Origin of the sequence: Citrobacter sp. A316, from assembly GCF_002042945.1 — a bacterium.
Classification (GTDB): Bacteria; Pseudomonadota; Gammaproteobacteria; order Enterobacterales; family Enterobacteriaceae; genus Citrobacter; species Citrobacter portucalensis.
The window spans coordinates 99,283-111,462 of record NZ_MVFZ01000006.1 but is presented as its reverse complement, the minus strand read 5'-3'; the positions used below and the strand labels follow the sequence as shown (position 1 = coordinate 111,462).

Here is a 12,180-nt window from a genome sequence, read left to right as displayed (position 1 = left end):
GAAGTATGAAATGTAGCGTAAAATGTGTGGATGTAAATTGGCGATGTTTGCTTTATTATGCCGCCGATTTTCATTTATTCCCTATTTGCAGGATACGTACACCATGCCAGTGTTACACAACCGCATTTCGAACGACGCCCTCAAAGCCAAAATGCTGGCCGAGACCGAGCCGCGCACGACGATCTCATTCTATAAATATTTCACCATTGCCAATCCTCAGCACACGCGTGATGCGCTGTACCAGATGTTCACCGCATTGAACGTCTTCGGGCGAGTTTATCTTGCCCATGAAGGAATTAACGCGCAAATCAGCGTACCGCAAAGCAACGTCGAGGCATTTCGCCAGCAGCTCTATGCGTTTGATCCTGCATTGAAGGATTTACGTCTGAATATTGCGTTGGATGATGACGGTAAATCGTTCTGGGTACTGCGAATGAAAGTCCGCGAACGTATCGTGGCAGATGGTATTGACGATCCAGACTTTGACGCCAGCAACGTGGGGGATTATCTCAAGGCTGCAGAAGTTAACGCCATGCTGGACGATCCTGAAGCGGTATTCATTGATATGCGCAACCACTATGAATATGAGGTGGGTCATTTCGAGAATGCGCTGGAGATCCCGGCAGACACGTTCCGTGACCAATTGCCGAAAGCTGTTGAAATGATGCAGGCGCATAAAGATAAAAAAATCGTGATGTACTGCACGGGTGGGATCCGCTGTGAGAAAGCCAGCGCCTGGATGAAACACAATGGATTTAGCAAAGTCTGGCACATTGAGGGCGGTATTATTGAGTATGCCCGCAAGGCGCGTGAACAGGGGCTTCCGGTACGTTTTGTCGGTAAAAACTTTGTCTTTGATGAGCGTATGGGCGAAAGGATCTCTGAAGATGTTATCGCGCATTGCCATCAGTGCGGCACGGCGTGCGATAGCCATACTAATTGCAAAAATGATGGCTGCCATCTGTTGTTTATTCAGTGCCCGGCTTGTGCGCAGAAATATAAAGGCTGCTGTAGCGAGCTGTGTAGCGAAGAGAGTGAGTTGCCGGAAGAGGAACAACGGCGTCGTCGTGCGGGGCGTGAAAATGGCAACAAAATCTTTAATAAATCACGCGGTCACCTGAATACCAAACTGGGTATTCCAGACCCTGCGCAATAACATGATGCCGGATGAGGGGCAGAACCTCATCCGGCAATTCTTGCGTTACTTCTGCTGAACACCTTCCACTGAGATGATCAAATCGACTTCCTGTGACGCAGGGCCGAGATCGGTGGTGATGTTGAAATCCTTCAGCTTAATCTTACCTTGCGCTTCAAAACCAGCGCGCGTACCGCCCCAAGGATCGCCACCCTGACCGATGAGCTTCGCGTCCAGCGTAACTGGTTTGGTAACGCCGTTCAGGGTCAAATTACCGGTGATATCCAGGTCATTCCCTTCTTTCTTCACGCTGGTGGAGCTGAAGGTCGCATGCGGGAATTTTGCCACGTTAAGGAAATCTGCGCTGCGCAGATGCTTGTCACGTTCAGCGTGATTAGTGTCAACGCTGTTGGTGTTGATGGTTACGTTAACCTTATCGGCTGCGGGATTTTTCTCATCGAAGGTAAACGTACCGTCGAAATCTTTGAAAGTGCCGTATAGCCAGCTGTAACCCAGATGCTGAATACGGAAATTAACAAAGCATGCTGTCCTTCCTTGTCAATTTTGTAATCTGCCGCCACGGCCGACCCGGTGGTGAATAACAGAGAGGCGAGTGTAAGTCCCAGCAGGTTTTTTTTCATTTTAAGCTCCATAGTCAGATGACGATTTTCCCAACATGCGATTGAGGGTATCGTCGTTATCAATAAAGTGATGTTTCAGGGCCATCAGTCCGTGCAGTAGGGATAAAATCACCACGGTCCACGCAAGCCACAGGTGCAGGTTACCGGCGAGATCGGCCTGAGCACCTGCATTGGCAACGGTGGCTGGAATGTCGAACCAACCAAAGACGCTTATCGCTTTGCCATCCGCGGTGGAAATCAGATATCCGCTGATGACAATCGAAAAGAGCAGCAAATAAAGTGCGAGGTGACCCATTGCCGCTGCGATGCGGGTCAAACGGGAGTAGCTTGCCAACGCAGCAGGCGGAGGGGAGAACAACCGCCAGACAACGCGGATAACCAGTCCCATCATGAGTAGGATACCGATGCTTTTATGCAGTTCAGGGGCCTGGTGATACCAGCTGTCATAATAGCTAAGCGTGACCATCCATAACCCCAACGCAAACATGCCATATACAGCAATCGCAACCAGCCAATGTAATGTGGCTGACACTACGCCATAGCGCTGTGGACTATTATTGAATTGCATAAATACACCGTTTGATATTTCAGAAATGAATGAAAATGGCGTGTAAAAGACATTAATGCAACTAATAAATAACAATGGTGATGATATTTATTTTTTGTTCAATAAAGTTGACTGATTATTGAATTAATCATCAAGGGATTAGTGTGAGGGTGGCTGGTAAGGTTTGGTTTATGGGTGTTTGTGATTTTTATTATTGTTCAGTTTATTGCAATGAAAATTAAGCTAATCTCAGTTTTTGTCAATTATTGTCAGCGCGCAGGAATCAGAAAAACATAATATATATTACATCCATAATGGCCAGCAGCGACCATAAAATAATGTAGAGCATAAGATGCTCGCGAATATTATTAACCAGATAGTGAAAGATACGGCGCATTGACGTTATTCCTGTCATTAAAAATGGCCTCACCAACGAGGCCATTCATTTATTATCACTTAAAACGGCTTAGCCTGAAGGGGGTCAGGTCAAAGTCAGACGGTTTGTCCTGAGCGAAGTCTGCCGCAATCTCTCCCAGTACAGAGGCAAATTTAAAGCCATGTCCGCTCAGTCCGGTAATGATCAGCGTGTTGTCATGTTCCGGCAGAGTATCAATTATAAAGTCTTCATCTGGTGAATTATCGTAAGTGCAGGATGCGCCGTGCAGGCAACAGCCAACGCCAGGCAGAATTGTGCGCAGGAATGGGAAGGCTTCAGAACCGTCGCTGGCTACAGCGGCAAATGGCTTACGCTCTTCTGCAGAATGAATTACCTGTCCGCCATTGTGCTTACCAATTTTCAGCTCGTCGTTTTCCGCCGGGAAGCCGTAATATTGATCGCCATTTGGCAGCTCGCCGGTGAAGGCCGGGAAGTTATTTTTAACGCTGTAGCGCCCATCGGCCTGATACCAGGCGAACACTTTGCGCACCGGTTGTATCGGTAGTTCAGGGACTAAAGCCTGTACCCAGGTGCCGGCGCTGATCACTGCTTTTTTCGCGTGGTAGTTACCGTCAGCCGTTTCTACCGTGACGCCATCATCACCGTGATGAATTGCGCTGACCGGGCATTTAAACAGTTGCGCACAGCCTGCTTCTTCTGCCAGACGGATCCAGGTTTTAATTGCTAACTCACTGCGTAAAAAACCGGACTCCGCTTCAAACAGACCGATATAGTTGTCAGGTACGCGAATTTCCGGCCAGCGAGCCATAATGGCCGCTGCATCCAGTTGTTCAACCTTGAGTTGCCACTGTTTTGCGCTTTGTGCTGCAGTCGCTAAGAAGGTCGACTCTGCCGGACCGAGGTTGATAACACCGGAGCGAACAAAAATCGGTTCTTCATTATGGGTGGACAGTTCATCCCACAATGTTTGCGCACGTAGCACCAGCGGAACGTATTTTTCACCTTCGCCATAAGCATGACGAATTAATCGTGTATCGCCGTGGTGGCTGCCCTGTTGATGTGGTGGCATATGCGCATCGATCATCAGAACCTTCAGACCGGCACGAGTGGCATAGTATCCGGCTGCGGCGCCTACCGAACCGCTGCCAATAATGATTAAGTCGTATTTCATCCGCTTCTCTCTGCAATCGCGATAGTTGCAGGGTAAATAACTGAACCGGAATATTCAACCTGCAAATAAGAAAGGCACCGTTAAGGTGCCTTTTGATGGTTGGATGTATCAGGTTTAATGTCGCTGATACTCATTTACCTGGTAATCGCCAGATTCAATTTTGGCGATTCCTGCTTCTAATATCGAAATAAATTGCCTGGCAACATCAGTGGTTAACCAGAGCGTTTGACCAACTTCAGTCCCATCCGGGTCAGGGCGATTCGGGGTTTGGTAGTGCAAACGCAGCATCAGCGCATCGTAGCTATCAACAGTGCTGATGTCCCACCCTACAAGCGGATGAGTCTGAATGACTTCATTATTCTTTTCCATCATGCCCCCTAATTCGTGTTACTAGACAACGGTTTTCGAGGTTCAATGCGTTTTTTTCTGAAGCAACTTCAGTATATCAATAAATAAGGGTATTCATTGAAAATTTAAAGAGGGAAGGGCATAAATTTTTTGTTTTCAGCGTTATCTGGCTAAGAAACCGACATGTTATTCATTTTTTTTTAGTATGTTGCACAATTATTTTGTTGTTTTGGTTAAAAGATAATCGGCGGGTTAATATTAAATTAAATACTCGTCAGAAGAAATGCACGATTGATTACAAGATAGCGTGTATAAAAAAGCCGGGGCGACCCGGCAAACAAACATCACTGCATATCATTATTTATTCGTTGATGAACCAGTCATCCGCGCTTTCCCAGGTTTCCTGTAGGATCTCGCTGATGCGTTCTTTGTCCTCTTTGGTCGCGCCAATAACCGACAGATTGTTTGCGCCGGCATAACGGACGGTAACGTTACCTTCGTTATCCGGAAAATGGTGTTGAATACGGCGGGAGAGTTCACCTGCCAGTGCGTCAATGGCACCGGCAGGTAAAGGTGAAGTTTTGGCAATAGTGACTTCAATACGCATAGTAGCCCCCTGTGGAATATACTGTTTATTTATACAGTTATTCGCATCGGTTGGCTACACTTTTTTTAGTTTTTTACTGACCAGCGTACCGTTTCGCCACCCAGGAAAGGCACCAGCGTATCGTCTTCCAACACTATGCTTTCAGGAACCAGGTGCTCCACGCGTTCCAGCTCAATAAAGCTCTCATTTACCGGCAAACCATAGAACTGTGGGCCGTTGAGTGAGCAGAAGGCTTCGAAATGGTCCAGCGCATTCATCTCTTCAAACACGGTGGCATAGCTGCCCAGCGCGGTCGGTGCATTAAAGCATCCCGCACAGCCACAGCTTGACTCTTTGCGATGACGCGCGTGCGGCGCTGAGTCGGTACCGAGGAAGGCGCGAGTAAACCCGCTGGCAACCAGTTCACGCAGCGCCTGTTGATGGACGTTACGTTTGAGGATTGGCAGGCAATACAGGTGAGGGCGAATCCCGCCAACCAGCATGTGGTTGCGGTTAAACATCAGATGCTGCGGCGTAATGGTTGCCGCCAGAAGCTCGTTACCGTCGCGCACGTATTCGGCAGCATCTTTGGTGGTGATATGCTCGAACACCACCTTCAGCGAGGTCAAACGCTGACGCAGCGGTTCCATCACCGTTTCAATAAAGCGCGCTTCGCGATCGAAAATATCGATATCCGCATGCGTGACTTCGCCGTGTACCAGCAGTGGCATACCCAATTTTTCCATCCGTTCCAGCACCGGCATGATGGCGTCAATAGAGGTTACGCCATGCGTCGAGTTGGTGGTGGCATTGGCCGGATAGAGTTTTGCCGCGGTGAATACGCCTTCGTTAAATCCACGTTCCAGCTCGTTGGGATCCAGCGTATCCGTTAAGTAGCAGGTCATTAATGGCGTGAAGTCGTGTCCGGCAGGTACCGCGTCAAGAATGCGCTGGCGATAAGCGATAGCCGCGTCAACCGTGGTGACGGGCGGTGCCAGGTTCGGCATGACAATGGCGCGACCATAAATTTCACTGGTGTAGGGCACGACAGTTTTTAACATGTCGCCATCGCGAAAGTGAAGATGCCAGTCGTCTGGGCGGCGGATCTTTAAAACCTGGGATGGTGCAGTCATTAATATGCTCCGGCTGAGGATAGTCTTTTTTGCCGGAAACAAAGGATAAGCGGAAACGTTTTCGTTTGCACGAAAAAAAAGGGCGCATCGGCGCCCTCGTTTCTTAGTCGGTGAACGGGATGATGATTTCGCCCGGTTTCACCTCAATACCCTTCGCCAGTTTTTTCGCCAGTGCTTCACCCTGGCTGCTGTCATCCCGCAGAACGTAGGCTGGCTGTTGGTTGAAATAGTTACGCAGCGACTGGTTTAAATAAGGCATCAGCGTTTGCAGTACCGACTGCATTTTTTCTGGTGTAACGGTCGCATCCACGACTTCCATCTCTTGCAGATAAATTGCGCCTTTCTCTTTGTTGAATACCGGTAAGGCTTTTAACTTAAGCTTCATGGTCGCTTTTTGACTGCCAAACAGGGAATTCATGTCCAGGTTGGCGTCACCGGTCAGCGTCACTTTATTGGGTTCTTCACGGCCAATCTGACTGGCGAGATTATTTAGTACGATGTGTGCTTCAGCAACGCCGGGCAAGCCGATATCTTTAGAAAAGTTATTATGCTTTGCCAGGGCCTGATTAATTTCTTGCTCGCTAACCGTGTATTGCGTGAGTTGATTACAACCAACCAACAGGCCGCTGACAATCAGTGCAGCGGCAAAAAAAAACTTTTTCATGGGGTTCCTCAACATGATGCATGTGGCGTAATCGTGACACAAAGCATCATCGAGTACCAGCATCCCGGACGCCAGCAGAAAAAACTGAAAAGCGCCCGGACGCAGGTTTGGCTATCAGGCGTCTGGCTCCAGCATACCACGCGTTGGGCGTTTGAGACTGAATTGCCAGCCCAGCGCCAGGAAGGTGATGAGGCCAATAATACCGAGCATCATCCAGGGCAGCTCAGGCTGTGCCAGGGCTTTGCCCATGTCAAACAACCAGCCGCCACCGATATAACCAATCGCGCCGCCGATAGCGAGTCCCAGTCGGCTGAAGCCCATATAGCTTCCTCTGGCCCGAGCGTTCGCCAGCGAGGCGCTCAGGGTTTCACGCGCGGGTTCGGCGATTATCGAGCCAATATAGAACGTGCAGATCAGGGTGAACAACTGCTGCAAATTCCCGACCAGACCGATCGGCATCATGCTCAGAGACATCACCAGCAGACCGGCCATCAGGCGATGCTCAAGGCGAAAACGTTTTTCACTCCAGCGGGCAATCGGGTAGAGCAGCGTCAATGAGAGACACGCTTCGATGGCATACATCCATTTCACGGCGGCCGGTGAACCTGCGATGTCGTTCACCATGATTGGCAGCATCAGCATCACCTGTACCGCCAGCATGTAATAGCCTGCCAGCGTCAGCACATAGGTGACAAAGCGCTTGTCATGCATCACGTGGCTCATTCCTTCGCGCACCGGAATTTTCACCGTCGACAGCTTCCATGCCGGGAGCAGCCAGGCGTTAAACGCCGCGCACAGCACGAATAAAATTGCGCCGGTGGCACAGACCAGACGAAAATCGTATTGCAATAACCAACTGCCGAGCAACGCGCCGACCACTGCCCCGGCGCTATCCTGCATCATCAGAATAGAGAAAAATCGCCCGCGCTTTTCCGGCCGGATCAGTTTGACCACCAGCGCCGAGCGGGGAGGGTCGAACAGCGTACCGCCCAGTCCGGAGAGAAAGCAGGAAAACCACAGCAGCCACGGCTCATGGGCAATACCCATGGTGGCGAACCCGGCAGCGCGCATCAGCATGCCGGTGACGATCATCGGTTTTGCACCGAAACGGTCCGCGATAGCACCGCCGAAAATACCCAACCCCTGCTGGATGAATTGACGTAATCCTAGTGCAATACCGACCATCACGGCAGCCCAGCCCATTTGGTCGACGAAACGAATTGAGATCAGCGGGAAAACGACGAAGAAACCCAGCACGACCAGCATATTATCGATGAGAAGGAAGTATTTACCCAGGTTCCTTGCCTGCGAGACTTGCGACATTTCCCCTCCAGGGAAAAACTCGTCACTCTGGATAGAGTTTAAAAGATAAGCACCTCCTATTCTGCGGTGTCGTCATCGCTTTTCCCACCCTTCGCGGGACAATATTTTTTTATCAAAAGTCCGTCTTGATAGAGAGTTTTCATCAAAATGTGTGAATAATTCAAAAAATGGCATTTTGCTCTTTTCACAGGGTGTATTCGCACAGGTATAGTAATGCGAATAGCGTATTGAAGACGTTACGGGAAGGAGTAGGTATAGAATGTTTGGCTATCGCAGTAACGTGCCAAAAGTGCGCTTAACCACGGACCGCCTGGTCGTGCGTTTAGTGCATGAGCGTGATGCCTGGCGTCTGGCAGATTATTACGCGGAAAATCGTCATTTCTTAAAACCCTGGGAACCTATTCGCGATGAAAGCCACTGTTATCCGTCCGGCTGGCAGGCGCGTCTGAGCATGATCTCTGAGTTTCATAAACAGGGCACCGCTTATTACTTTGCGCTGCTCGATCCGGATGAAAAAGAAATTATCGGGGTAGCGAACTTCTCAAACGTGGTGCGGGGATCCTTCCATGCCTGTTATCTCGGCTACTCCATTGCGCAGAAATGGCAGGGCCAGGGGCTAATGTATGAAGCCTTAACCTCGGCCATCCGTTATATGCAGCGCACGCAGCATATTCACCGCATTATGGCTAACTACATGCCACATAATAAGCGCAGCGGTGACCTGCTGGCGCGACTGGGTTTTGAAAAAGAAGGGTATGCCAAAGACTACCTGCTGATTGACGGGCAGTGGCGCGATCACGTGCTGACGGCGTTGACCACATCAGAATGGACCCCCGGCCGCTAAGTTTCAGATGCAGCCATGATTAATGGAGAAGACGATGAAATACGAATTAACCGCCACCGAAGCACGAGTGATTGGCTGTTTATTAGAAAAACAAGTGACCACGCCGGAACAGTACCCACTCTCCGTTAATGGAGTCGTAACAGCCTGCAATCAAAAAACGAATCGTGAACCGGTGATGAACCTGTCGGAATCGGACGTGCAGGAGCAGTTGGATAACCTGGTTAAGCGACATTTTCTGCGCACGGTGAGCGGCTTTGGCAATCGCGTCACGAAATATGAGCAGCGTTTCTGCAACTCTGAATTTGGCAATCTGAAGCTTAGTGCCGCAGAGGTGGCCATAATCACCACACTGCTGCTGCGGGGCGCTCAGACGCCTGGTGAACTGCGTAGCCGCGCATCCCGTATGTACGAATTCAGCGATATGGCCGAAGTGGAGTCGACGCTGGAAAATCTGGCGAACCGGGAAGATGGGCCTTATGTGGTTCGCCTGGCGCGCGAGCCGGGCAAACGTGAAAGTCGCTATATGCACCTGTTTTGTGGTGAAGTTGATGAAGCCATTGCCGCGGCAGATGAGCTCCCTGCAGTCTCCGGCGATCTGCATGCGCGCGTGGAAACGCTGGAAACGGAAGTCGCAGAACTTAAGCAGCGGCTTGATTCCTTGCTGGCGCACCTGGGAGACTAACGTGAATAAATTGCGTATCGGTGTAGTCGGCCTTGGCGGTATTGCACAAAAGGCGTGGCTACCCGTGCTGGGCACCTCCGCGGACTGGACGTTGCAAGGGGCATTTTCACCTTCGCGGGAAAAAGCGCAGCGTATCTGCGAAACCTGGCGGATACCCTACGTGGATTCATTGGTGAATCTGGCGCAAACCTGCGACGCGGTTTTTGTTCATTCCAGCACCGCGACGCACTATGCGGTAGTCAGTGAATTGCTGAATGCCGGAGTTCACGTGTGCGTGGATAAACCGCTGGCGGAAAACCTGCGCGAGGCTGAGCAACTGGTCGAGCTGGCCGCGCGGAAAAAACTCACGCTGATGGTCGGGTTTAACCGTCGATTTGCACCGCTGTACCAGGATCTCAAAACCCAGTTGGGCAGCGCAGCGTCTGTACGTATGGATAAGCATCGTACGGACAGCGTTGGGCCGCACGATCTGCGCTTCACTCTGCTGGACGACTATCTGCACGTGGTCGATACCGCATTGTGGCTGGCGGGAGGGCAGGCGCAGTTAAATAACGGCACGCTGCTGACCAATGAATCTGGTGCGATGCTCTACGCCGAGCACCATTTTTCTGTTGGGCAAATGCAGATAACGACCAGTATGCATCGCCGTGCCGGTAGTCAGTGCGAGAGCGTGCAGGCGGTGACGGACGGCGGCCTGATTGACGTTACGGATATGCGGGAATGGCGGGAAGAGCGTGGGCAAGGTGTTGTTCATAAGCCGATAGCGGGCTGGCAAACGACCTTAGAACAGCGAGGTTTTGCCGTATGCGCGCGTCATTTCATTGAGTGCGTGCAAAATCAGACGGTTCCCCAGACGGCAGGCGAGCAGGCGCTACTGGCCCAGCGTGTTGTCGAAAAGCTGTGGCGGGAGGCGATGGCTGAATAACCCCCTGTAACATCTGGCGGTAGTAATTCATTGTAATCCAGGTACTATATGCCCACTCAAAATAACACCTCTTTTCAACCATAGGCTGGTTTGTCGGCCTGATAAGGCGCTACGGTGTCGCCATCAGGCACAGCAAAAGTGTCGGATGGCGGCGAGAATGCCTTATCCGACCTACGGGCAGGTTTGTCGGGGTTTTGCCTCAGAGTCTGGAATACAACATAGATGAATTTATTAAAGTCGCTGGCAGCCGTCAGCTCGATGACGATGTTTTCACGTGTGCTGGGTTTTGCGCGTGACGCGATTGTCGCCAGAATCTTTGGTGCAGGGATGGCGACAGATGCCTTTTTTGTGGCATTCAAACTTCCTAACCTGCTGCGCCGAATTTTTGCTGAAGGCGCATTTTCGCAGGCGTTTGTGCCGATCCTTGCTGAATACAAAAGCAAGCAGGGGGAAGATGCTACCCGCGTGTTTGTTGCCTACGTTTCCGGGCTGTTGACGCTGGCGCTGGCCGTGGTGACGGTAGCCGGGATGCTTGCTGCGCCGTGGGTGATTTTAGTCACTGCGCCTGGTTTTGCCGACACCGCAGACAAATTTGCGTTGACGACCCAACTGCTGCGGATCACCTTTCCTTATATCCTGCTGATTTCACTGGCCTCGCTGGTCGGCGCAATCCTTAACACCTGGAACCGCTTTTCTATTCCTGCGTTTGCGCCGACCTTTTTGAATATCAGCATGATTGGTTTCGCGCTGTTTGCCGCGCCTTATTTTAATCCTCCAGTGCTGGCGCTGGCGTGGGCTGTCACCGTTGGTGGCGTGCTGCAGCTAGTTTATCAACTGCCACATCTGAAGAAAATTGGCATGCTGGTACTGCCACGCGTGAACTTCCGCGATGCGGGGGCGATGCGCGTCGTCAAGCAAATGGGGCCGGCGATCCTGGGGGTTTCCGTCAGCCAGATCTCACTGATCATCAATACCATTTTCGCCTCGTTTCTGGCCTCCGGCTCGGTGTCATGGATGTACTATGCTGACCGCCTGATGGAGTTTCCGTCCGGTGTTCTGGGGGTAGCGCTGGGGACTATCCTGCTGCCGTCGCTGTCCAAAAGTTTTTCCAGCGGTAATCATGATGAGTATTGCCGCCTGATGGACTGGGGGCTGCGCCTGTGCTTTCTGCTGGCGTTACCCAGTGCCGTAGCATTAGGGATTCTGGCCAAACCGCTGACGGTGTCGCTGTTCCAGTACGGAAAATTTACTGCCTTTGATGCGGCGATGACCCAGCGCGCGCTGGTGGCGTATTCGGTCGGTCTGATTGGCATTATCATCGTGAAAGTATTAGCGCCTGGTTTTTACTCGCGTCAGGATATTAAAACGCCGGTAAAAATTGCCATTGTGACGCTGATTCTGACCCAGGTGATGAACCTAGCGTTTATTGGGCCGTTGAAGCATGCCGGACTGTCGTTGTCGATCGGTTTGGCGGCGTGTCTGAATGCTTCACTGCTCTACTGGCAGCTGCGCAAACAGAAAATATTCACTCCGCAGCCGGGCTGGGCCTGGTTCCTGACGCGACTGGTGATTTCCGTGCTGGTGATGTCGGCGGCATTGGTAGGGATGCTCTATATCATGCCTGACTGGTCGCAGGGAACGATGTTGTGGCGTGTGATGCGTCTGCTGGCGGTGGTGGTCGTGGGAATCGTTGCCTACTTTGCCGCTCTTGCTGTGCTGGGCTTTAAAGTGAAAGAGTTCGTTCGCCGGACGGCGTAATGGGCATCCTATGCCGGATGGCGGTA

At 51.2% G+C, this 12,180-nt stretch carries 13 protein-coding genes and 1 pseudogene; 5 read left to right on the top strand and 9 right to left on the bottom strand.

Annotated features, from left to right (window positions below):
• The first annotated feature begins 103 nt into the window (after window positions 1–103).
• On the top strand, window positions 104–1,156 hold the full coding sequence (locus BZK41_RS09385) for a rhodanese-related sulfurtransferase (protein ID WP_079937980.1): 1,053 nt from the start codon (window positions 104–106) through the stop codon (window positions 1,154–1,156).
• 45 nt (window positions 1,157–1,201) lie between these two features.
• Here BZK41_RS09385 and BZK41_RS09380 read toward each other — a convergent pair.
• From BZK41_RS09380 to mdtH, 9 genes and pseudogenes are all read right to left on the bottom strand, one after another.
• Window positions 1,202–1,776, bottom strand: a pseudogene (locus BZK41_RS09380) (YceI family protein).
• A gap of 1 nt (window position 1,777) precedes the next feature.
• Window positions 1,778–2,344, bottom strand: coding sequence for a cytochrome b (locus BZK41_RS09375; RefSeq protein WP_079937979.1), 567 nt, complete (start codon window positions 2,342–2,344; stop codon window positions 1,778–1,780).
• Between the two features lie 262 nt (window positions 2,345–2,606).
• Window positions 2,607–2,720 (bottom strand): YceO family protein, encoded by a 114-nt coding sequence (locus tag BZK41_RS09370; protein WP_003036148.1) that lies wholly within the window; start codon window positions 2,718–2,720, stop codon window positions 2,607–2,609.
• Window positions 2,721–2,775: 55 nt separating this feature from the next.
• Window positions 2,776–3,891, bottom strand: a complete 1,116-nt coding sequence (solA, locus tag BZK41_RS09365; RefSeq protein ID WP_079937978.1) for an N-methyl-L-tryptophan oxidase — start codon at window positions 3,889–3,891, stop codon at window positions 2,776–2,778.
• A 114-nt stretch (window positions 3,892–4,005) separates the two neighbouring features.
• Entirely contained in the window at window positions 4,006–4,260 is a 255-nt protein-coding gene (gene bssS / locus BZK41_RS09360; RefSeq protein WP_003036154.1) for a biofilm formation regulator BssS, read from the bottom strand.
• Between the two features lie 340 nt (window positions 4,261–4,600).
• A complete protein-coding gene (gene dinI, locus BZK41_RS09355) occupies window positions 4,601–4,846 on the bottom strand; it encodes a DNA damage-inducible protein I (protein ID WP_003036157.1) in 246 nt (81 codons plus the stop codon).
• A 65-nt stretch (window positions 4,847–4,911) separates the two neighbouring features.
• Window positions 4,912–5,958: a dihydroorotase gene (gene pyrC, locus BZK41_RS09350; RefSeq protein WP_079937977.1), complete on the bottom strand. Its 1,047-nt coding sequence runs from the start codon at window positions 5,956–5,958 to the stop codon at window positions 4,912–4,914.
• 103 nt (window positions 5,959–6,061) lie between these two features.
• Window positions 6,062–6,622, bottom strand: coding sequence for a lipoprotein (locus tag BZK41_RS09345; protein ID WP_079937976.1), 561 nt, complete (start codon window positions 6,620–6,622; stop codon window positions 6,062–6,064).
• Between the two features lie 114 nt (window positions 6,623–6,736).
• Entirely contained in the window at window positions 6,737–7,945 is a 1,209-nt protein-coding gene (gene mdtH, locus BZK41_RS09340; protein WP_003832142.1) for a multidrug efflux MFS transporter MdtH, read from the bottom strand.
• A gap of 259 nt (window positions 7,946–8,204) precedes the next feature.
• Here mdtH and rimJ point away from each other — a divergent pair, with 259 nt between their 5' ends.
• The 4 genes from rimJ to murJ all read left to right on the top strand — a co-directional run bounded on the left by rimJ (window position 8,205) and on the right by murJ (window position 12,154).
• Window positions 8,205–8,789 (top strand): ribosomal protein S5-alanine N-acetyltransferase, encoded by a 585-nt coding sequence (gene rimJ, locus BZK41_RS09335; RefSeq protein ID WP_003832145.1) that lies wholly within the window; start codon window positions 8,205–8,207, stop codon window positions 8,787–8,789.
• 34 nt (window positions 8,790–8,823) lie between these two features.
• Window positions 8,824–9,471, top strand: coding sequence for a YceH family protein (locus BZK41_RS09330; protein ID WP_079937975.1), 648 nt, complete (start codon window positions 8,824–8,826; stop codon window positions 9,469–9,471).
• Window position 9,472: 1 nt separating this feature from the next.
• On the top strand, window positions 9,473–10,396 hold the full coding sequence (locus tag BZK41_RS09325) for a Gfo/Idh/MocA family oxidoreductase (RefSeq protein ID WP_079937974.1): 924 nt from the start codon (window positions 9,473–9,475) through the stop codon (window positions 10,394–10,396).
• 222 nt (window positions 10,397–10,618) lie between these two features.
• Window positions 10,619–12,154: a murein biosynthesis integral membrane protein MurJ gene (gene murJ / locus BZK41_RS09320; protein ID WP_079937973.1), complete on the top strand. Its 1,536-nt coding sequence runs from the start codon at window positions 10,619–10,621 to the stop codon at window positions 12,152–12,154.
• Window positions 12,155–12,180 lie beyond the last annotated feature (26 nt).

What these genes read in the sequence shown, in the direction of transcription:
- BZK41_RS09385 (WP_079937980.1), top strand. Translation starts at nt 104, where the DNA reads ATGCCAGTGTTACACAACCGCATTTCGAACGACGCCCTCAAAGCCAAA.
- BZK41_RS09375 (WP_079937979.1), bottom strand. Translation starts at nt 2,344, where the DNA reads ATGCAATTCAATAATAGTCCACAGCGCTATGGCGTAGTGTCAGCCACA.
- BZK41_RS09370 (WP_003036148.1), bottom strand. Translation starts at nt 2,720, where the DNA reads ATGCGCCGTATCTTTCACTATCTGGTTAATAATATTCGCGAGCATCTT.
- solA (WP_079937978.1), bottom strand. Translation starts at nt 3,891, where the DNA reads ATGAAATACGACTTAATCATTATTGGCAGCGGTTCGGTAGGCGCCGCA.
- bssS (WP_003036154.1), bottom strand. Translation starts at nt 4,260, where the DNA reads ATGGAAAAGAATAATGAAGTCATTCAGACTCATCCGCTTGTAGGGTGG.
- dinI (WP_003036157.1), bottom strand. Translation starts at nt 4,846, where the DNA reads ATGCGTATTGAAGTCACTATTGCCAAAACTTCACCTTTACCTGCCGGT.
- pyrC (WP_079937977.1), bottom strand. Translation starts at nt 5,958, where the DNA reads ATGACTGCACCATCCCAGGTTTTAAAGATCCGCCGCCCAGACGACTGG.
- BZK41_RS09345 (WP_079937976.1), bottom strand. Translation starts at nt 6,622, where the DNA reads ATGAAAAAGTTTTTTTTTGCCGCTGCACTGATTGTCAGCGGCCTGTTG.
- mdtH (WP_003832142.1), bottom strand. Translation starts at nt 7,945, where the DNA reads ATGTCGCAAGTCTCGCAGGCAAGGAACCTGGGTAAATACTTCCTTCTC.
- rimJ (WP_003832145.1), top strand. Translation starts at nt 8,205, where the DNA reads ATGTTTGGCTATCGCAGTAACGTGCCAAAAGTGCGCTTAACCACGGAC.
- BZK41_RS09330 (WP_079937975.1), top strand. Translation starts at nt 8,824, where the DNA reads ATGAAATACGAATTAACCGCCACCGAAGCACGAGTGATTGGCTGTTTA.
- murJ (WP_079937973.1), top strand. Translation starts at nt 10,619, where the DNA reads ATGAATTTATTAAAGTCGCTGGCAGCCGTCAGCTCGATGACGATGTTT.